The organism is Modestobacter versicolor (genome assembly GCF_014195485.1).
Lineage (GTDB): Bacteria > Actinomycetota > Actinomycetes > Mycobacteriales > Geodermatophilaceae > Modestobacter > Modestobacter versicolor.
Genome location: NZ_JACIBU010000001.1, coordinates 3,292,831 through 3,312,556 on the forward strand (window position 1 = coordinate 3,292,831; position 19,726 = coordinate 3,312,556).

The 19,726-nt window shown below is 74.9% G+C and carries 17 protein-coding genes; 6 read left to right on the forward strand and 11 right to left on the reverse strand.

Annotated elements, in window-relative coordinates:
- The first annotated feature begins 36 nt into the window (after positions 1 to 36).
- Positions 37 to 4,983: an NAD-glutamate dehydrogenase gene (locus FHX36_RS16025; RefSeq protein ID WP_183513901.1), complete on the forward strand. Its 4,947-nt coding sequence runs from the start codon at positions 37 to 39 to the stop codon at positions 4,981 to 4,983.
- On the opposite strand, the gene FHX36_RS16030 is transcribed toward FHX36_RS16025, so the two are convergent.
- Entirely contained in the window at positions 4,980 to 5,843 is an 864-nt protein-coding gene (locus tag FHX36_RS16030) for a DNA/RNA non-specific endonuclease (protein WP_110552725.1), read from the reverse strand. The genes FHX36_RS16025 and FHX36_RS16030 overlap by 4 nt on opposite strands.
- A 95-nt stretch (positions 5,844 to 5,938) precedes the next feature.
- Between FHX36_RS16030 and FHX36_RS16035 the strand changes: the two genes are divergently transcribed.
- A complete protein-coding gene (locus tag FHX36_RS16035; RefSeq protein ID WP_110552727.1) occupies positions 5,939 to 6,391 on the forward strand; it encodes a PGPGW domain-containing protein in 453 nt (150 codons plus the stop codon).
- A gap of 3 nt (positions 6,392 to 6,394) precedes the next feature.
- On the opposite strand, the gene FHX36_RS16040 is transcribed toward FHX36_RS16035, so the two are convergent.
- Together FHX36_RS16040 and yaaA are read right to left on the reverse strand one after the other, a co-directional pair.
- Complete coding sequence (locus FHX36_RS16040; RefSeq protein ID WP_110552724.1) at positions 6,395 to 7,810, reverse strand: amidase; 1,416 nt, start codon at positions 7,808 to 7,810, stop codon at positions 6,395 to 6,397.
- Between the two features lie 21 nt (positions 7,811 to 7,831).
- Positions 7,832 to 8,593 carry a peroxide stress protein YaaA gene (gene yaaA / locus FHX36_RS16045; RefSeq protein ID WP_110552723.1) on the reverse strand — a complete coding sequence of 254 codons (762 nt, stop codon included), beginning with the start codon at positions 8,591 to 8,593 and terminating at the stop codon, positions 7,832 to 7,834.
- A gap of 141 nt (positions 8,594 to 8,734) precedes the next feature.
- Here yaaA and FHX36_RS16050 point away from each other — a divergent pair, with 141 nt between their 5' ends.
- Positions 8,735 to 9,583 (forward strand): PP2C family protein-serine/threonine phosphatase, encoded by an 849-nt coding sequence (locus FHX36_RS16050; protein ID WP_181428809.1) that lies wholly within the window; start codon positions 8,735 to 8,737, stop codon positions 9,581 to 9,583.
- Positions 9,584 to 9,586: 3 nt separating this feature from the next.
- On the opposite strand, the gene FHX36_RS16055 is transcribed toward FHX36_RS16050, so the two are convergent.
- From FHX36_RS16055 to FHX36_RS16065, 3 genes are all read right to left on the reverse strand, one after another.
- A complete protein-coding gene (locus FHX36_RS16055) occupies positions 9,587 to 10,693 on the reverse strand; it encodes an SPL family radical SAM protein (RefSeq protein ID WP_110552721.1) in 1,107 nt (368 codons plus the stop codon).
- 58 nt (positions 10,694 to 10,751) lie between these two features.
- Complete coding sequence (locus tag FHX36_RS16060; protein ID WP_110552720.1) at positions 10,752 to 11,555, reverse strand: exodeoxyribonuclease III; 804 nt, start codon at positions 11,553 to 11,555, stop codon at positions 10,752 to 10,754.
- Positions 11,556 to 11,641: 86 nt separating this feature from the next.
- Entirely contained in the window at positions 11,642 to 12,601 is a 960-nt protein-coding gene (locus FHX36_RS16065; protein WP_110552719.1) for an acyl-ACP desaturase, read from the reverse strand.
- A 371-nt stretch (positions 12,602 to 12,972) separates the two neighbouring features.
- Here FHX36_RS16065 and FHX36_RS16070 point away from each other — a divergent pair, with 371 nt between their 5' ends.
- Positions 12,973 to 14,574: an LCP family protein gene (locus tag FHX36_RS16070; protein WP_258372804.1), complete on the forward strand. Its 1,602-nt coding sequence runs from the start codon at positions 12,973 to 12,975 to the stop codon at positions 14,572 to 14,574.
- A gap of 24 nt (positions 14,575 to 14,598) precedes the next feature.
- Here the strand turns inward: FHX36_RS16070 and FHX36_RS24000 are convergent, their stop codons facing one another.
- The 5 genes from FHX36_RS24000 to FHX36_RS16095 all read right to left on the reverse strand — a co-directional run bounded on the left by FHX36_RS24000 (position 14,599) and on the right by FHX36_RS16095 (position 18,259).
- Positions 14,599 to 15,231 carry an LUD domain-containing protein gene (locus FHX36_RS24000; RefSeq protein WP_183513902.1) on the reverse strand — a complete coding sequence of 211 codons (633 nt, stop codon included), beginning with the start codon at positions 15,229 to 15,231 and terminating at the stop codon, positions 14,599 to 14,601.
- 37 nt (positions 15,232 to 15,268) lie between these two features.
- Positions 15,269 to 16,759: a LutB/LldF family L-lactate oxidation iron-sulfur protein gene (locus FHX36_RS16080; RefSeq protein WP_110551119.1), complete on the reverse strand. Its 1,491-nt coding sequence runs from the start codon at positions 16,757 to 16,759 to the stop codon at positions 15,269 to 15,271.
- The gene (locus FHX36_RS16085; protein WP_110551124.1) at positions 16,756 to 17,529 is read right to left on the reverse strand and encodes a (Fe-S)-binding protein; all 774 of its coding nucleotides are present in this window, start codon (positions 17,527 to 17,529) and stop codon (positions 16,756 to 16,758) included. The genes FHX36_RS16080 and FHX36_RS16085 overlap by 4 nt, the downstream gene beginning before the upstream one ends.
- A gap of 62 nt (positions 17,530 to 17,591) precedes the next feature.
- Complete coding sequence (locus FHX36_RS16090; protein ID WP_221202922.1) at positions 17,592 to 17,963, reverse strand: VOC family protein; 372 nt, start codon at positions 17,961 to 17,963, stop codon at positions 17,592 to 17,594.
- Between the two features lie 8 nt (positions 17,964 to 17,971).
- Positions 17,972 to 18,259, reverse strand: coding sequence for an ArsR/SmtB family transcription factor (locus FHX36_RS16095; protein WP_110551117.1), 288 nt, complete (start codon positions 18,257 to 18,259; stop codon positions 17,972 to 17,974).
- A gap of 84 nt (positions 18,260 to 18,343) precedes the next feature.
- Here FHX36_RS16095 and FHX36_RS16100 point away from each other — a divergent pair, with 84 nt between their 5' ends.
- Positions 18,344 to 18,922 (forward strand): ArsR/SmtB family transcription factor, encoded by a 579-nt coding sequence (locus FHX36_RS16100; protein WP_110551116.1) that lies wholly within the window; start codon positions 18,344 to 18,346, stop codon positions 18,920 to 18,922.
- Complete coding sequence (locus tag FHX36_RS16105; protein ID WP_110551115.1) at positions 18,919 to 19,722, forward strand: SRPBCC family protein; 804 nt, start codon at positions 18,919 to 18,921, stop codon at positions 19,720 to 19,722. Before FHX36_RS16100 ends, FHX36_RS16105 begins: the two co-directional genes overlap by 4 nt.
- The last annotated feature ends 4 nt before the right edge of the window (positions 19,723 to 19,726 follow it).

The window sequence follows — 19,726 nt, forward strand, 5'->3', positions numbered from 1 at the left end:
TGCGGGGCGGCACCCGGGTGACTAGCGTGGCCGGACATGGTCGGCACGGAAACCCTCTCGGACCGCATGCTCGACCGGGCGGCTGACGTCCCGGTGGACATGGCCTCGCTGGAGGCCGCGCAGGACGAGAAGCGCCGCCTGCTGGACGACGCCGCCGCGGCCGCCGGCGGGCTGATGACCGGCGGCGCCGCCCTGCCCGCGGGGGTCCGTGCCGAGGACGGCGCCGCGCTGATGCACCGGTTCTACGCCGGCGAGCCGGCCGCCGAGGTGGTCGGCCACGAGCCCGCCGAGCTGGCCGCCCTGGCCCTGGACCACCTGCGGCTGGCCGCCCGCCGCCGGCCCGGCACCCCGGTGGTCGACGTGCACCGGGGCGAGGGTGGGCGCGCGGTGCTGCGCGTGGTCGTCGACGACATGCCGTTCCTGGTCGACTCGGTCACCGCCGAGGTGGTCCGGCAGGGGATCGTCGCCCAGCACGTCGTCCACCCGATCGTCGTGGTCCGCCGGGACGCCGAGGGCGAGCTGATCGCCTTCTGCGACAGCGCGGACGCCGCCGCCTGCGGCGCCGACGCGCTGGCCGAGTCCTGGATGGCCGTCGTGCTGGCCGGTGCGGTCGACGACGAGGCCGCCGAGGACCTGGTCGCGGGGTTGGCCACCGTGCTCGCCGACGTCCGGCGCACCCACGAGGACGCCGACGCCCTCACCGCCCGCGCCCGGGAGGTGGCCGACGCGCTGGACCGGGAGCCCGCCGCGGCGGACGCCGGTGAGCACGCCGCCGACGACCCGGCCGAGGCGGCGGCGCTGCTGCGCTGGCTGGCCGACGGGAACTTCCTCTTCCTCGGCGCGCGCACGGTCGAGCTGGTCGGCGACACCGCCGACCCCTCCGTGGTCGAGGGCTCCGAGCTGGGCCTGCTGCGCGGTTCGCCGCAGCGCACCACCTCCGTCGCCCCGGCCGCGCTCGCCGCCCCCGGCGCGGTGGGCAGCCGCCGGGTGCTGGTCACCAAGGGCGACGCCCGCTCCACCGTGCAGCGCCCGGCCTGGCTGGACCTGGTCGTCGTCGACCTGCCCAGCGACGTCCCGGGCAGCCGCGGCCGGCAGCACCTGCTGGTCGGGCTCTTCCCGAACGAGGCGTACACCAGCAGCGTCCGCGACGTGCCGCTCGTCCGGCGGACGGCCGACGCGGTGCTGGAGCGCTCCGGGGTGCCGGCCGACAGCCACTCGGGCAAGGAGCTGCTCGACGTCCTGGAGACCTACCCGCGCGACGAGCTCCTCCAGGTCGACGTCGACGAGCTGCTGCCGGTCGCGCTGGCCGTGCTGCACCTGCGCGAGCGCCGGCAGACGCGGCTCTTCCTGCGCCGCGACCCCTTCGGCCGGTTCTTCTCCGCGCTGGTCTACCTGCCCCGGGACCGGTACACGACCCAGGTCCGGCTGGCGATGCAGCGGCTGCTGCTGGAGCAGCTCGGCGGCACGAACGTCGAGTTCACCGTCCGGTCGAGCGAGTCGGTGCTGTCCCGGCTGCACTTCGTGGTGCGGGTGCCGGTCAGCCGGCGCAGCGGCGCGACGCTGCCCGAGGTCGACGTCCCGGCGCTGGAGGCCTCGCTCGCCGCCGCCGCGCGCAGCTGGACCGACGACCTCGCCGACGCCCTGGCCGCCCGGTACGGCGACGACGCCGCCCGGATGCTGGCCCGGGTCGCCGACGCGTTCCCGGCCGCCTACCAGGAGGACTTCCCCGCCGCGCTCGCCGTCGAGGACCTGGCCCGGCTGGACCGGCTCACCCCCGGCGGGATGGACCTGCGGCTGTGGGCCACGGCCCAGGGCCCGGAGGGCGAGCGCCGGCTGACGATCTACCGGGTGGGGGAGCGGCTGCTGCTCTCCGACGTGCTGCCGGTGCTGCAGCACATGGGCGTCGACGTCCTGGACGAGCGGCCCTACGAGATCGATCGGATCGGCGCGCCGATGGCGTGGGTCTACGACTTCGGGCTGGCCTCGCCGACCGGCGAGGTGCCCTTCGCCGGCACCCTGCCCGAGCGGTTCACCGACGCCATCACCGCGGTGTGGGCCGGCCGCGCGGAGGACGACGCGCTCAACTCGCTGGTGCTGCTGGCCGGGCTGACCTGGCGGCAGGTGGCGGTGCTGCGGGCCTACGTGCAGTGGCTGCGGCAGGGCGGGCTGCCCTTCGGCGAGGGCTACGTGCAGGAGACGCTGGCCGCGCACCCCGGCATCGTCGCCCGGCTGGTGGCGCTGTTCGAGACCCGGTTCCACCCCGACCGCCAGGCCGGCCGGGAGGCCCGCACCACCGCGCTGGTCGCCTCCCTGGTCGAGGCGATCGGGTCGGTGGAGTCGCTGGACGCCGACCGGGTGCTCACCTCGCTGCTCGCCGCCGTCCAGGCCACCCTGCGGACGACGGCCTACACCGCGGGGGTCTTCACCGGCGGCGCCCCGCTGGCGATCAAGCTCGACCCGCACGCCGTCCCGGACCTGCCCGAGCCCCGGCCCGCCCGCGAGGTCTGGGTGAGCTCGCCGCGGGTGATGGGCGTGCACCTGCGGTTCGGCGCGGTCGCCCGGGGTGGGTTGCGCTGGAGCGACCGCCGGGAGGACCTGCGCACCGAGGTGCTCGGCCTGGTCAAGGCGCAGACGGTGAAGAACACCGTGATCGTGCCGACCGGTGCCAAGGGCGGGTTCGTGGTGCTCCGCGGGCCGGGGGAGGGGGCCTCCCGCGATGAGTTGCTGGCCGAGGGGAAGGCCTGCTACACGCTGTTCATCGGGGCGCTGCTCGCGCTCACCGACAACCTGGTCGAGGGTGCCGTCGTCCCGCCCGAGCGGGTGGTGCGCCACGACGGCGACGACACCTACCTGGTGGTCGCGGCGGACAAGGGGACGGCGACCTTCTCCGACCTGGCCAACTCCGTGGCGATCGAGCGCGGGTTCTGGCTCGGCGACGCCTTCGCCTCCGGCGGCTCGGTGGGCTACGACCACAAGGCGATGGGCATCACCGCCCGCGGCGCCTGGGAGTCGGTGACCCGGCACTTCCGCGAGCTCGGCGTCGACGTGCAGAGCCAGGAGGTCACCGTCGTCGGCATCGGCGACATGTCCGGCGACGTCTTCGGCAACGGGATGCTGCTGTCGGAGCACCTGCAGCTGGTGGCCGCCTTCGACCACCGGCACGTCTTCGTCGACCCGACCCCGGACGCCGCCGTCTCCTTCGCCGAGCGCCGCCGGCTGTTCGAGCTGCCGCGCTCCTCGTGGGCCGACTACGACCGGTCGCTGATCAGCGCCGGGGGCGGGGTGTGGCCGCGGACGGCGAAGTCGGTGCCGGTCTCCGAGCCGATGCGGGTCGCGCTCGGCCTGGCCGAGGACGTCGACGCGCTCAGCCCGGCGGAGCTGGTCCGGGCGGTGCTGCTGGCCCCGGTCGACCTGCTGTTCAACGGCGGGATCGGCACCTACGTCAAGGCGTCGTCGGAGAGCGCGCTGGACGTCGGCGACAAGGCCAACGACGCGGTGCGGGTCGACGGCGAGCAGCTGCGGGTGCGGGTGGTCGGCGAGGGCGGCAACCTGGGGCTGACCCAGCGCGGCCGGATCGAGTACGCGCTGGCCGGCGGCCGGGTGAACACCGACGCGATCGACAACTCCGCCGGCGTGGACACCTCCGACCACGAGGTCAACATCAAGATCGCGCTGAACCGGGTTGTCGACGAGGGGCGGCTGGACACCGGCGGCCGGGCGCGGTTGCTGGTCGAGATGACCGACGAGGTGGCCGCCGACGTGCTGTCCGACAACTACGCGCAGAACGCCACGCTGGCGTCCGAGTCCTCCGCCGCCCGCGGCCTGCTGGACGCCCACCAGCGCTACCTGCGGTCGCTGGAGCGGGCCGGCCGGCTGGACCGCGCGGTCGAGGCGCTGCCCGACGACCGGGCGCTCGGCGAACGGCGCCGGGACGGGCAGGGGCTGACCAACCCCGAGCTCAGCGTGCTGCTCGCCTACGCCAAGATCGAGGCCAGCGACGCCGTGCTGCACTCCGGGCTGCCCGACGACCCGGCGCTGGCCGGGTTGCTGCAGGACTACTTCCCCGCCGCGCTCCGCCGCCGGTTCCCGACCGCGCTGACCAGCCACCCGCTGCGCCGGGAGATCGTCGCGACCGCGCTGACCAACCGGGCGGTGAACGTCGCCGGGGTCACCGGGTTGTTCCGGCTGGCCGAGGAGACCGGCGCCCCGCTGGCCGCGGTGGTGCGGGCGCACGCGGTGGCCCGGGCGGCGTTCGACGTCGACCGGCTCTGGGACGCCGCGCGCGAGCTGGACAACCGGGTGCCGGCCGCGGTGCAGGTGCACCTGCGCACCGAGGCGACCCGGCTGGCCGAGCGGGCCACCCGCTGGCTGCTGCGGGTGCCCGAGCTCACCGCGGAGCCGGCGGCCACGCTGGGCGCCGTGACGGAGCGGTTCGCCGCACCGGTGGCGACGGTCCGGGCGGGGCTGCCCGGCTGGCTGCTGGGTGCCGACGCCGAGGCCTACGCCGACCGGTCCGCGGAGCTGCGCTCGGCGGGGGTGCCGCCGGAGCTGGCCGCCGAGGTCGCGGCCGCGCCGCTGCTGCCGACCGCCCTCGACCTCACCGTGGTCGCCGAGCGCACCGGTGCGCCGATCGCGCTGGCCGGCCAGGTGTCGCAGTGCCTGGCCGAGCGGCTGGGGCTGGTGCCGCTGCGCGAGCTGGTCACCGGCCTGCCGCGGGACCGGCGCTGGCCGTCGATGGCCCGGGCGACGCTCCGCGACGACCTGGCCACCGAGCAGGCGACGCTGACCGCGGACGTGCTCGGCCTGCGCAGCTCCGACGAGGAGACCGCCGGTGAGCTGGTGGCCCGCTGGGTCGACGCGTGGGACCTGTCCCAGCAGCGGTCGGCGGCCCAGCTGGCCGAGCTGGCCGGTGGTGACCGGCACGAGCTGGCCGAGCTGCTGGTCGCCGTCCGCACCCTGCGGGGGCTGCGCTCGCGCCGCTAGCCCTGCTGCCAGCGGACCTGGGCCAGGGTGCGGAGCCGGGCCCAGCCCGACGGCACCCCGGGTCCGCCGGCGTCCGCCCCGACGGTGGCCGGCAGCCGGTCGACGGCGGCGAGCTGGTCCAGGTCCAGGCCGGTGAGCGCGGCGACGTCGGCGACCGGCACCTGGAAGGTGCGGAACGGCCCGAGCGGCGGGGCGTCGTCGGTGGCGGCCGTGCCGGGCAGCTCGCCGACCAGCGGCGTCTGGTCGAGCAGGTAGCCGGTGGCGGCCAGCTCGCCGCGGTGCACGAACGCCGCCACCTTGACGAACCGCAGCGGGACGCGGATGCCGCGGTAGGGCGGGTCGGCCGGGTCGAGCACCGGCGCGGTGAGGACGACGAGCTTCCGCTGGGCCGTGGCGGCGTTGGTCAGCAGGTACTCCTCCAGGCCGAGCCACAGCTGCTCGCCCTGGTTGAACGAGGCGGCCTGCGGCGCGGCGTTGGTGTAGTGGAAGGTGTCCTCGTTGCCCTGCTGCGCCTCGGCGAGGGTGGTGCCCCAGACGGCGTCGGCCCGGCGGACGAGGTGGCCGCGGTCCAGGTCGTTGCGGGTGTAGACCTCCGGCCCGGTCTGCTGGCCGGCGGGCAGCCGCGGGTCCAGCCGCCACTCGATGCCCTCGCGCGGCAGGTCCTGCAGCAGCGCCCCGTCGATGCCCACCCCGGTGACCGCGGCCAGCCGACGGTCCGGGCGGTGCAGCACGCTGAAGTGCGTGTAGTCGAGCCGGACCGTCGCCGGCCCGTCCCGCAGGGCCGGGAGCCGGACCGGGACGCCGAGCAGCTCCTCGTCCAGCCCGGTCCGGCCGGCCAGGTCGTCAGCGGGGGTCGTCATGCCCCCATGCTGCGGGGAGGGTCCGACGATCGCCCCGCCACGCCCGTACCGCGTGGTTCCGCATGGGCGACCACCCGGCGGGGCACAACGGGTCCATGAAGACCGTCGCCATCGCCGTTCTCGGCGGCCTGCTCACCCTCGCCGGCATCGGGCTGCTCGTCCTGCCCGGCCCCGGCTTCATCGTCATCTTCGCCGGTCTCGCCGTGCTGGCCACCCGCTTCAGCTGGGCGAAGAAGCCGCTCGACTACGCCCAGGACAAGGCGCAGCAGGGGATCGAGGAGGTCGGCAAGAGCCCGCTGCGGGCTGCCGGGGCGCTGCTGGCCGCGCTGGCCCTCATCGCGGTGGGCGTGCTCACCCTGGCCGGGCTGGACCTGCCGTTCCTCAACGCCTTCACCGCGGTCATCCTGATCCTGTCCGGCCTGTTCCTGGTCGGCAGCGTCGTCATGGCCCGCCGCCAGGAGAAGCGCGAGGAGGCCCGGGCGCACCTGCCCGCCGCCACGCCGGGCACCGCCGGCGCGTACCGCGTCGCCGGCCCCGAGGCCGACTGACCCTCAGCCGAGGTCGGGCCGGCGCCGGCCGAAGCCGGTGGCCTGCTCGAACGCGTGCCCGACCTCCAGCACCCGCCGGTCGGCCCGGGGCGCCGCGACGACCTGGAGCCCCACCGGCAGCCCGTCGGGGGTGAACCCGCCGGGCACCGACAGCGCCGGGCAACCGGTCGCCGAGACCAGCGTGCAGGAGCGCATCCAGCCCAGGTAGTCGTCGAACTCGACGTCACCCACCGAGGTCGGGTACTCCTGCTCGACCGGGAACGGCAGCACCTGCGTGGTCGGCGCCAGCAGCACGTCGAAGCGGTCGAAGAAGGCGACCACCCGCTCGTACAGCGCCGTGTGCGCCACCTCGGCCCGGCCGACGTCCGCGCCGGTGAGCTCGGCGCCGCGGGCGGCGTTCCACCGGATCGTCTCCTTGACCCGGTCGGGGTTGCGCCGCACCAAGTCGCCATAGCTGGCCTCGAACAGCCACGCCCGCAGGACGCCGAACGCCTCGTCGGCGCCGGTCAGGTCGGGGCAGTCCTCCTCGACGGTGGCGCCCAGGTCGGTGAAGACACCCAGGGAGGCCTCGAGGACGGCGGTGATCGCCGGGTCGACCGGCACCCGCCCGCCCAGCGTGGGGGCCCAGGCCACCCGCAGCCCGGTGAGCTCGGTGGGCAGCGGAGCGGCGAAGGGCGCACCGGGGTCGCCGAGCGAGATGGGCACCCGGGGGTCGGGGCCGGCGAGCGCGGACAGGCCGAGCGCGACGTCGGCGACCGTGCGGCCCATCGGGCCCTGCACCGACAGCTGCGACCAGCCGATCGCGGCGGGGTGGGTGGGCACCCGGCCGGGCGTGGGCCGCAGGCCGACGACGTTGCAGAACGCGGCCGGGTTGCGCAGCGAGCCGCCCATGTCGCTGCCCTCGGCGATCGGCACCAGACCGGCGGCCAGCGCGGCGGCGGCACCCCCGGAGGAGCCGCCGGCGGACAGCCCGTGCCGGTAGGGGTTGTGGGTGGCGCCAAACAGGGTGTTGAAGGTGTGCGAGCCGGCCGCGAACTCCGGCACGTTGGTCTTGCCGAGCCGGATCGCCCCCGCGGCGCGCAGCCGGGCGACCACCAGCTCGTCGTGCGCCGGCACGGTGTCGGCGTGCAGCGGCGAGCCCCACGTCGTCCGCATGCCGCCGGTGGCATGGGTGTCCTTGTGCGCGATCGGCAGGCCGTGCAGCGGTCCGACCGGCTCGCCGGCGGCCAGCCGGGCGTCGGCGGCGTCGGCCTCGGCCCGGGCGCCCTCGGCGTCCAGCGTGACGATGGCGTTGAGCGCCGGGTTCAGCCGCTCGATCCGGTCGAGGTGGGCGTCCACCAGCTCGCGGGCCGACACCTCGCGGTCGCGCACCAGCGCAGCCAGCTCGGTCGCCGGGCGGGTGCACAGGTCGTCGTCCACACCGCGACCGTAACGGCTGTCTCAGCGCTGAGGTATCGCGGCGGCCGGGACGACGAGGGTCAGCTCGGTGCCGCCGGCATGTTCCACGTGCAACCCCGCCCGCCGAAGCAGCGCCCGCAGCCGGACGACGGAGTCCGGCTCACCGGTGGTGGTCGCCAGCAGCCGGGCCAGCCGACCCTTGTGCGCCTTGTTGAAGTGCGACACCACCGCCCGCGTCCCGTCCGGCCGCTCGCTGAGCACCTGCACGGTCACCGCACCGGGCACCGGGGCCAGCTCGGCGTACGCGCCCGACCGCAGGTCCACGACCAGGTCGTCGATACCGGCCAGCACGTCGGTGAGCACCGGCTTCCACAGCGACCGCAGGGTGGGCAGCCCGGGCAGCGTGCTGCCCGCCGACAGCCGGTAGCCCGGGACGGCGTCGTCCGCGCGCAGCACGCCGAACAGCGCCGAGCCGACCGCCAGCCGCTGGTCGGCCCGGCGCCGCTGGGCACGGGTCAGCGACCGGACGTCGAGGGCGTCGTAGAGGACGCCGGTGTACCGCTCGATCGCCGGCATCGTCGGGCTGGTGCGCAGCGCGGCGTTGCGGGCGATCTCGTCGTCCTGCTTCGGCGACAGGTCCAGCGCGGCACGGGCCGCGGGGACGTCGGCGGACAGCGACACCACGGCGTCCACCAGCTGCTCGCGCAGCGGGGTCAGCTCGGGTGCCGCGAGGGTGGTCAGGTCGAGCGGGGCGCCGTCGCCGCCGGGGTGCTTGGTCTCCGAGGGGGGCAGCAGCACGAGCACGACAGGGCACGGTACGTGCTTCCTCATCTGCCCCATCCGGCACGTCTCGGGACCGTTCGGGAGCACCGCGCAGCCGCGTCATCTACCGTCCCCTGGATCGGTGCACACGCGCACCGGCGGTGGGGTCAGGAGGTGGGAACGGTGTTGGTGCTCGACAGCGCGGCCGTCTCCACCCGCGGACCGCGCCCGGACAACCAGGACTCCGCGGTCGGCGGACCGCTGCTGATCGCCATCGCCGACGGCGTCGGCGGCAACGTCGGCGGGGCCGTGGCCTCGTCGCTGGTGGTCAACTGGCTGGCCCCGCTGGCCTCCGGCAGCCTCGGCGACGGCGCCGACGACCCGGTGCGGGTGGTGGCCAGCGCGAACGAGCGGATCCGCGCGGCCTACACCGAGCGGCCCCGGCTGCGCACGATGGCGACCACGCTGTCGGCGTTCCACGTCGACGCCGAGGGCATCGCGCTGCTGCACATCGGCGACTCGCGCGCCTACCTGCTGGCCGGTGACGAGCTGACCCAGATCAGCACCGACCACACGCTGGTGCAGGCGCTGATCGACGCCGGCTCGCTGACCCCGGCCGAGGCCCGGGTGCACCCGCAGCGCTCGGCGGTCTACGCCGCCCTGCACGGTGCGGACGACGACGTCGCGGCGCTGGACGTCATCCGGCTGGACGCCCGCCCCGGCGACCGGCTCATGGTCTGCTCCGACGGGCTGTCCGACGTGGTGCCGCCCAGCGTGATCCGCGACCTGCTCGTCGCCGGCCCGCCGGCCCAGGCCGCCGCGGCGCTGCGGGACGCCGCCCTCGCCGGGCCGCCGACCGACAACATCACCGTCGTGGTGGCCGACGTCCGGGAGACCACCCGCGAGGACACCCCGGCGCGGATCTCCACGGTGGGCGCCGCGGGGGAGCTGCGCGAGGAGACCGCCGAGGCGCTGGAGGCCGTCTGGCCCGGGCCCGTGCCGGTCGGCCTGGTGCAGCACCGCCCGCGCTGAGCCCTACGTCCAGTAGAGGACCCGCGCGGTGGGCAGCCGATCGGCGAGCGCCGTCTCGAACCAGCCGCGCAGCTCGGCCATCGTCTCCCTGGGGTAGACGTGCTTGACCGAGCCGAACTTGCCGCGCTTGGTCGTGCGCGCCGCCTCGTCCATCTCCAGCTTGGTGCGCGGGTACCAGTCGGTGAGCGTCGCCTTGCTGCCCGGGGTGAAGCGGTGGGTGATGCACTCGACGGTGAGGTCGGCGCCCGGCGGCAGGGCCGCGGCCACGGCGTCCAGCAGCTCGCCGTACTCCTCCCGCCACCCGTCGGTCGGCATGATCGGCGCGATGGTCAGCCCCACCGGGTAGCCGGCGGCGGCCACCGCGGCCAGCGCGGCGACCCGGCCGGCGACCGGTGAGGTGGCGCCCTCGAACCGGCGGGCCACCGAGGCGGCGTTGACCGAGAAGCGGAGCCGGGTGCGACCGCCGTGCGGCAGGTCGAGCAGGCCGGCGACGTCGTCGAACTTGGTCGTCGCGCGCAGCTGCACCGGCCCGGGCCAGGCGTGCGTGCCGAAGAACTGCACCGCGGTCGCCAGCCCGCCGGTGAGGTGCTCGAGGGCGAGCGGGTCGGTGTAGCAGGACGCCTCGAACGTCGTCCCCTCGTCGCCGCGGGCGGCCGTGCCGGAGGTGACGGCGCCGCGGCCGACGTAGCCGGCCAGGTCACCGAGCACCTCGTCCAGGTCGGCGAAGACCCGGGTGATCGGCGGGCCGGACAGCGACCCGGCGAGGTAGCAGTACTGGCAGTGCGCGGGGCACCCCTCGGCGAGGTCGAAGCGCCAGTCGGCGGACGGCGGGATCGGCTGCAGGCGGCGCTTGGACGGCGGGGGGACGACGACGGCCAGCGTCTGCTTGGCGGCCATGAACGCCGCCCGGTCGCCGTCTCCGCGCAGGTTGGGCAGCCGGTCGCCCGGCAGCAGCTCGACGGCGTCCACCCCGGCGGCCTCGAGACGGGCCAGGATGCGCTGCCCGTGCGGGCGCTCGGCGGCGGAGCGGGTGACGAGGACGCGGGACGGGGTCCAGAGGCGGGTGGGTGCGGGGACGGCGGGTGCGACGGCGGCGAGCGCGGTGGTCATCGCCTGGTGCAACGACCCCGGCTGCGCCGTCCTTCCGGCTCGTGCGCGCGTCGGGGAGCTAGTCGGCCAGCTCGACGACGACCGGGGCGTGGTCGCTGGCGCCCTTGCCCTTGCGCTCCTCGCGGTCGATCGAGGCACCGGTGACCCGGCGGGCCAGGGCGGGGGAGCAGAGCGCGAAGTCGATGCGCATGCCCTCGCGCCGGGGGAACCGCAGCTGGGTGTAGTCCCAGTAGGTGTAGACGCCGGGTCCCGGCGTGTAGGGCCGGACGACGTCGGTGAACCCCGCCTCGACGACGCCCCGGAACGCGGCCCGCTCGGGCTCGGAGACGTGCGTGGAGTGGCTGAACACCGACATGTCCCAGACGTCGTCGTCCTGGGGTGCGATGTTCCAGTCGCCGACCAGGGCCACCGGCGCCTCGGCGTCCTCGGTCAGCCAGCCGGCGGCGCTCACCCGCAGCGCCTCGAGCCACTCCAGCTTGTACTGCAGGTGCGGGTCGGTGAGCGTGCGGCCGTTGGGCACGTAGAGGCTCCACACCCGCACACCGCCGCAGGTCGCGCCCAGCGCACGGGCCTCGGGGGCGGGCTCCACGCCCTCCTTCGACGACCAGGAGGGCATGCCGGGGAAGCCCACCTGGACGTCGGTGAGCCCCACCCGGGAGAGCAGCGCCACGCCGTTCCACTGCGAGTGGCCGACGTGCACGACGTCGTAGCCCAGCGCCCGGAAGCGCTCCTCCGGGAACTGCTCGTCCTTGCACTTGGTCTCCTGCAGCGCCAGGACGTCGACGTCGCTGCGCTGCAGCCAGGCCTCCACCCGGTCGGCTCGGCTGCGGATGGAGTTGACGTTCCAGGTGGCCAGGCGCACGACTGCGACCCTACGAGCGTGCTGGAACGGCCATCCTGCAGGGGCCCGCCCCGAGCTTGCGAGGGTCGGGGGGCAGGGTGGTCCTTCTACTGCGGGAGCGGCGTCAGCTTCTCGTCCATCCGGGCCTGCATGCGGGCGCGCATCCGGTCGCGGCTCTCCACGAACTTGGTCGCCTGCGCGTCCAGGCCCACCATGAACTGGGCCAGCTCCTCCCGTGCCTTCTCGCCCTCCGGGCCGAGGTCCGTGCGCTCGAACACCTTCCAGGCACGCAGCACCGGCGAGATCACGTCGTCGTGGTGCAGCCGCAGGTCGTAGATGCCGGCCTTGGCGATGATCACGGAGTTCTTGCGGAAACCGGCCATCGAGGCGCCGGGCATCTCGAACCGCATGACCTCGTCGGCGACGGCGCGCATGGTGGCGTCCGGCTCGATCTCGAAGGCCGCCGAGACGATGTTCCGGTAGAAGACCATGTGCAGGTTCTCGTCCTTGGCGATCCGGGTGAGGAGCTTGTCCGCGATCGGGTCGCCGGTGGCCTTGCCGGTGTTGCGGTGGCTGACCCGGGTCGCCAGCTCCTGGAAGGAGACGTAGGCGACCGCCTCGAGCGGCGTCTTGTCCCCCGAGTCGTAGCCCTCGATCATGTAGTCCATCCGGGCCCGCTCGAGCTCGACCGGGTCGACGCCGCGGGTGACCACGAGGTAGTCGCGCAGCGCGATGCCGTGCCGGTTCTCCTCCGCCGTCCAGCGGCCGACCCAGGTGCCCCACGCGCCGTCCCGGCCGAACCGGGTGGCGATCTCCCGGTGGTAGCTGGGCAGGTTGTCCTCGGTCAGCAGGTTGGTGAACATCGCCGCCTTGGCGGTCTCGTCCAGCCGGGACTGCTCCGGGGACCAGTCCTCACCGCCGAGGAAGGCGAAGTCGCGCCCCTCCGACCACGGGACGTAGTCGTGCGGGTGCCACTCCTGGGCGAGCTTGATGTGGCGGTCGAGGTTCTCGGCCACGACCGGCTCGAGCTCGGTCAGCAGCGCTGCCTCCAGCGGCGTCCGGGACACGATGGCTCCTCTGTTCGGTACCTACGGTGTCGTAACCTACGGTGCCCTGACCCACGGGCCGTGGCAACGGCGCTGCCGGACGGCGGTTCCGGGTCGCCCGCCGGTCAGGACGCCGTCAGGGGTGGCTCCCCCGTCGGGTACCCAGCAGGTGCGGGTCCAGTCGCCCGGAGGTGACCCGGGTCACGAACTGCCGAGCCGGTCCGGCTGTGGCAGGCTGGTCGTGACGGTCAGAGTCACGACACGTTCGCACGGTGACCACCGCCCGTGGGTGGCGTACGGCCCGATCAGTGCGATCATGGCCTGATGACCGGCTTCCGGGACCGAGCGTCCGCCGCGTGAGCGACGGACGCACGCCTGGGCAGGGTCGGCACGTGTGGTCCCCGGGCGACACGGAGTGGATCGACCCGACCGCCGTCCGTGACTACACCGGTCTCCCGCTGGCGGGGGAGTCCCGCGGGAGCCGCCGCACCTACGGCCGGCACGCGGCCCCGGGCTTCGGCTCGGCCCTCGGCTACACCGTGCTGGGGGCGCTGCTGCCCGGCACGGCCTTCCTGGCCAGTGGCCGCCGCCGGCTGGGTGCCGTCGTCCTCACCGTCTTCCTGCTCCTCCTGGCCGGAGGGGTCTGGCTGGCCACGGCCGGCCGGGGCGAGGCCATCCGGCTCGCCGTCGACTCGACCGCGCTGGTGGTCGCCATCGGCGGGGTCGTCCTGCTGGCGCTGGCCTGGCTGGTCGTCGTGGTCGGCGGCTACCGGGCGGTGCTCCCCCGCGGTGCCCGCGGCTGGCAGCACGCGCTCGGCGTGCTGGTCGTGCTCCTGCTCTGCGCCGGCGTGGTGGCCCCCGCCGCGAAGGTGGTGCAGATCGCCTCCGCCCAGCGCGACCTGGTCGACACCGTCTTCGCCGACGAGGACAGCGCCACCGTCACCGCACCGGTCGACGAGTCGCGCCCCTTCGGCGACAAGGAGGAGGTCAACATCCTCCTGCTCGGCGGCGACGGCGGGTCCGACCGCGAGGGCGTGCGCACCGACACGGTCATCGTCGCCAACGTGCAGACCGACACCGGCGCCACCACGCTGTTCAGCCTGCCCCGCAACCTCGAGGACCTCCCCTTCCCGGCCGACAGCCCGCTCGCCGCGGTGTACCCCGACGGGTTCGACGCCGGCAGCGAGAGCGAGAGCCTCCTCAACGCGGTGTACCGCAACGGCCCGGCCGCGCACCCGGACATCCTCGGCCCCACCGCCGACCCGGGCGCCGACTTCCTCAAGCTCGGCGTCGGCGAGGCCCTCGGCCTGCACATCGACTACTACGTGCTGGTCAACCTCGACGGCTTCAGCCGGCTCGTCGACGCGCTCGGCGGCATCACGGTCAACGTGAACTACTACGTGCCGATCGGCGGCGAGCCCACCCTCGGCACGCTGCCCGACGACTACATCGCGCCGGGGCCCGACCAGCGGATGGACGGCCCGACGGCGCTGGCGTACTCCCGGGGCCGGTTCGGCCTCACCGACTACCAGCGGATGGACCGCCAGCGCTGCGTGCTCAACGCCATCGTGAAGGCGGCGAACCCGGTGACGCTGCTGACCCGGTTCCAGGAGCTGGCCGCCACCACCCAGGACATCGTCTCCACCGACGTCCCGCAGGACCTGCTGGGCGACGTCGTCGACGTGGCGATGAAGGTGAAGGACAACGCGATCCGCAGCGTCGTCTTCGACGACACGGTGATCCGCCCCGCCTACCCGGACTACGGCCTGATCCGCACGCTGGTGCAGCAGGCGCTGGCCCCGGCCACGGACACCGGGAGCACGGCGTCCGCGCCGGCGCCGTCCTCCTCGTCGGCGGCCCCCGCGCCGCCCGCGCCGAGCACGCCGGCCGGCAACACCGCGGCGGGTTCGGCCGACACCGTCACCGACGCGTGCGCCTACGACCCGGTGCAGGCCCAGGCAGCGCTCGCGGCGGGCGAGCCCCCGACCCGCTGATGCTCCCCGGCGCGGGGTGACCCGTCAGCCGGCCAGCACGACCACGAGGGTGCGGGGCCCGTGCACGCCCTCGACCCGCTGCAGCTCGATGTCGCTGGTCGCCGACGGCCCGCTGACCATGGTCAGCGGGCGCAGCGGGTCGAGCCGGGCCAGGCCCTCGGGCACGCTGCCCACCACCTGGTCGGCGGTGACCACGCAGACGAGGCAGTCCGGCAGCAACGACAGCGCCCGCCGTCCGCAGGCCGCGGAGCCGTCCAGCACGAGCGTGCCGGTCTCGGCGATGCCGACCGCGACCGCGGTCACCGAGGCGGCGCGGTCGGCCAGCTGCACCGCCGGGCGGTCGTCGTCCACGTCGCAGCCCGCCGGGCGCCACGCCTCGGCCAGCCCGGGGGCGACGACGACGTCGCCGGCCGTCCAGCCCGCGCCGAGCCCCTGGTCCAGCGCGGCGCGGACGGTGGCGCCGATCGCCGCGGGCGAGCAGCGCAGCACGGTGGCCCGGTAGTCCTCGACCCGGTCGACGAGCAGCTCCAGCAGCGCCGGGTCACCCGCGGGCCGGCCGTCGGTGAGCCGGTAGTCGCGGGTCACCTCGGCCGGGGTGGCCCGCTCCGGCCCGAGCGCCTGGCGGATCCGGCCGAGGACGTCGTCCCGGGCGCTCACCGCCGGCCACCGCGGTCGCACGTGGGACCTCGCCCGGTCACGACCGGCCCCCGCGGTGCTCCCGCGTCCACTGCTCGACGAACGTCTCCCGCGGCGGGGTGGGCAGGTCGCGGCTGCGGGTCCAGGCCGAGACCGGCGGCGGCAGCGCGTTGGGCAGCGTCGGCCTGCCCCGGGACAGCAGCCGGCCGAGCTTCCCCGCCCGCTGCGCGAGGTGCCAGAGCCGCGGGTTCGACATCGCCCGGGCCAGCGCCTTGAACGCCACGCCCTCCGCCGTCGGCCGCTGCTGGGCCTCGACGTGCTCGGCGCGCAGGTGGACCAGGATCGAGGGGATGTCGATGGCCACCGGGCAGACGTCGTAGCAGGCGCCACAGAGGGAGGAGGCGTAGGGCAGCGAGGCGTTGTCCTCGACCCCGGTCAGCTGCGGGGAGAGGATCGCGCCGATCGGGCCGGGGTAGACCGAGCCGTAGGAGTGGCCGCCGGCGCGCTCGTAGACCGGGCAGACGTTGAGGCAGGCCGAGCAGCGGATGCAGTGCAGCGCCTCCCGGCCCACCTCGTCGGCGAGCACCGCCGTCCGGCCGTTGTCCAGCAGCACCAGGTGGAACTCCTGCGGCCCGTCGCCGGGTGTGACCCCGGCCCAGGTCGACGTGTAGGGGTTCATCCGCTCGCCGGTGGAGGAGCGGGGGAGCAGCTGCAGGAAGACCTCGAGGTCGCGCCAGGTCGGCACCACCTTCTCGATGCCCATCACGGTGATCAGCGTCTCGGGCAGCGTGAGGCACATCCGGCCGTTGCCCTCGCTCTCGACCACGGTGAGCGTGCCGGTCTCGGCGACGGCGAAGTTCGCCCCGCTGACCGCCACCCGCGCGCGCAGGAACCGCTCGCGCAGGTGGGTGCGGGCGGCCATCGCGAGCTTGCGCGGGTCGTCGGTGAGGCCGGGGTCGACGCCGGGGATGGTGCGGGCGAAGATCTCCCGGATCTCGGCCCGGTTCTTGTGGATCGCCGGCACCAGGATGTGGCTCGGCTGGTCGTCGCCCAGCTGCACGATCAGCTCGGCCAGGTCGGTCTCGAAGACGTCGAGCCCGGCGGCCTCCAGCGCCTCGTTCAGCCCGATCTCCTGGGTGGCCATCGACTTGACCTTGACCACCTCGGACGCGCCGGTGGCCAGCACCAGCCGGGTGACGATCTCGTTGGCCTCGTTGGCGTCCCGGGCCCAGTGGACGACGCCGCCGCGGGCGGTCACCTGGCGCTCGAGCTCCTCCAGGTGGTCGTCCAGCCGGGCCATCGTGGCGGCCTTGAGCGCCCGGCCGGCCTCGCGCAGCTGCGCCCAGTCGGGCAGCTCGGCGACCACCCGGGCGCGCTTGCCGCGGATCGTGCTGGTCGCGTGGCCCAGGTTGGCCCGCAGCTGGCCGTCGCGCAGCGCGCCCCGGGCGGCGTCCGGGAAGGACTGGTCGCCGCGCAGGTGGCCGACGCCCCGGGGTGCGGTCGGCAGGCCCAGGAAGGTCGGTGCCTTCGGGGGCACGGTCGCGGTCATGCGGTCACCGCCGGCTTCGTGGACTGCTGGGGGGTCACGGCTTCCTCCGTGGAGGCGAGGATCTCGGCCAGGTGGACCGTGCGGGTGCCGGCGCGCAGCCGGGAGAGGCCGCCGCCGATGTGCATCAGGCAGGACGCGTCGCCGGCGGTGCACACCTCGGCGTGCGTCGACAGCACGTTGGCCATCTTGTCGGTGAGCATCGCCGTCGAGGTGTCGGCGTTCTTCACCGCGAAGGTGCCGCCGAAGCCGCAGCACTGCTCGGCCCCGGGCAGCTCGACCAGCTCCAGCCCGCGCACCGCCCGCAGCAGCTGGTACGGCCGGTCGCCCACCTGCAGCAGCCGCAGCGAGTGGCAGGTCGGGTGGTAGGTGACCCGGTGCGGGTAGTAGGCGCCGACGTCGGTGACGCCCAGGACGTCGACCAGGAGCTGGGACAGCTCGTAGGTGCGCCCGGCCAGCTCCTCGGCCGCCCGGGCCAGCCCCTCGTCGCCCGCCCGGCGGGCCACGGCGGCCTGCTGGTGGTGGATCGAGGCGACGCACGAGCCGGACGGCGCGACGATCGCCTCCGCGCCCTCGAAGGCCCGCACGTGGTTGGCCACGATGGACACGGCCTCCCGGCGGTAGCCGGTGTTGACGTGCATCTGCCCGCAGCAGGCCTGCCCGCGGGGCACCACGACCTCGTGCCCCAGCCGCTGCAGCAGCGAGGCGGTGGCGTGGGCCACCGACGGGGTCAGGGTGTCCACCAGGCAGGTGGCGAACAGCGAGACGCGCATCACGCCATCTTGCTCCTCCCACCGGCCGGGGGCAGGCGGGACGGTTGCCGGTCAGCCGGCGGTCACATGGCGACGAGCTGGATCAGGTTCCCGCAGGTGTCGTCCAGGACGGCGGTGGTGACCGGGCCCATCGCGACCGGCGGCTGGGTGAAGGCCACGCCTGCCGCGGTCAGCCGCTCGTACTCGGCCTGCACGTCGTCGACGGCGAACGCGGTGAACGGGATCCCGTCGGCGACCAGCGCCTCCGTGTACGGCCGGACCGCGGGGTGCCCGGCGGGCTCGAGCACCAGCTCCACGCCGTCGGGCGCCTCCGGGGAGACGACGGTGATCCACCGGTGCTCGCCCATCGGGATGTCGTGCTTGGTCACGAAGCCGAGCACGTCGGTGTAGAACCGCAGCGCCCTGTCCTGGTCGTCCACGTGGATGCTGGTCATGGCGATCTTCACGGCGGGCCCTCCGGGGGCGTCGGGGGCCAGCGCTCGGCGATGGCCCGCAGGGGTGTGGTGTCCAGGTGCAGGAACGTGAATCGGCCCTCCCGGCGGCGGTGCACCAGGCCGGCGTCCTCGAGCACGTCCAGGTGCTGGGAGACGGCCTGACGGCTCGAGCTCAGCCCGTGCCGGCTGGCCAGCCGGGCGCAGAGCTCGAACAACGTCTGGCCGTCCCGTTCCTGGAGCTCGTCGAGGACGGTCCGCCGGGTCGGGTCGGCGAGGGCCTTGAACACGTCGCCCACGCCGCCACCATAGGCAAGTGGTCACTTGCCTGACAAGGGGGCAAGACCATTGACAACATTTCTTGTCAATGCCACCGTGGGCCCATGCAGGACGTCGAGGTCATCGAGGACGCGGGAGCGGCCGCCGCCGCGCTGGACCCGGTCCGGGCCCGGCTGCTCGGCGAGCTGGCCGTCCCGGCCTCCGCCGCCGGGCTCGCCGCCCGGGTCGGGATCCCCCGCCAGAAGGTCAACTACCACCTCAAGGCGCTCGAGGCGCACGGCCTGGTGGAGCTGGCCGAGGAGCGCCGGCACGGGGGGATCACCGAGCGGGTGCTGCAGGCGTCGGCGGCGTCGTACGTCGTCTCCCCGGCCGTCGTCAGCGCGTCCGCGGCCGACCCGGGCGCCACGGCCGACCACCTGTCGGCGGGCTACCTCGTCGCGCTGGCCGGCCGGCTGGTGCGCGAGGTCGGTGCGCTCGCCCGCCGCGCCGGCGCGTCCGGCGGGCGCCTGCCGACGCTGACCATCGACACGCAGATCGGCTTCCGGTCGGCCGCCGACCGGGCCGCCTTCGCCGACGACCTGACCGCCGCGGTGCTCGACCTGGCCGCTCGGTACCACCACGACGACGGGCGCCCGCACCGGCTCGTCGTCGCCGCCCACCCCCTTCCCGAGGAGAAGCCATGAGCACGACCACCGACGTCCCCTACCGCCTCGAGTTCAGCGTCGAGGTCCCCGGCACCCCGGAGCAGGTCTGGCAGGCCATCGCCACCGCCCGGGGCATGAGCGCCTGGTTCCTGCCGACCGAGCTGGAGGAGCGCGAGGGCGGGGCCCTGCGCTTCAGCATGGGCCCCGAGATGGGCTCGGACGGCCGGGTCGTCCGGTGGGACCCGCCGCGGCGCATCGTCTACCAGGAGGACTGGGCCGCCCTGATGGGCAAGGACCCGGCCGAGCTGAGCTCGCTGACCTCGGAGTTCGTCGTCGAGGCGCGGTCCGGCGGCACCTGCGTCGTGCGGGTCACCAGCAGCGGCTTCGGCACCGGTGCCGCCTGGGAGCGGGAGTGGTGGGAAAGCATGGGCCCGAACTGGATGCCGTACTTCGACAACCTGCGCGTGTACCTCTCGCACTTCCCCGGTCAGCAGGCCACGCAGCTGGAGGCCACCGCCTCGCACGCCGTCGACGCGAAGGTGGTCTGGTCGGCCCTGCACGACGCGCTCGGGCTGGGCGACGAGGGCTCGACGGTCGAGGTGCGCGGCGCCGCCGGGACGGTCGAGCGCGTCGGCGAGCGGCAGGCGCTGGTCCGGCTCACCGCGCCGGTGCCCGGGATGCTCACCGCCTTCACCTACGGCGAGGACGAGGGCATGGACGAGGGCACGGCGACGGCCGGCGTCCGGGCGTACCTGTTCTCCGCCGACGCGGCCGGCTACGTGCAGCGCGAGCAGCCGGCCTGGCAGGCCTGGCTGCAGGAGCTCTCGCTCCCCGCCTGACGTC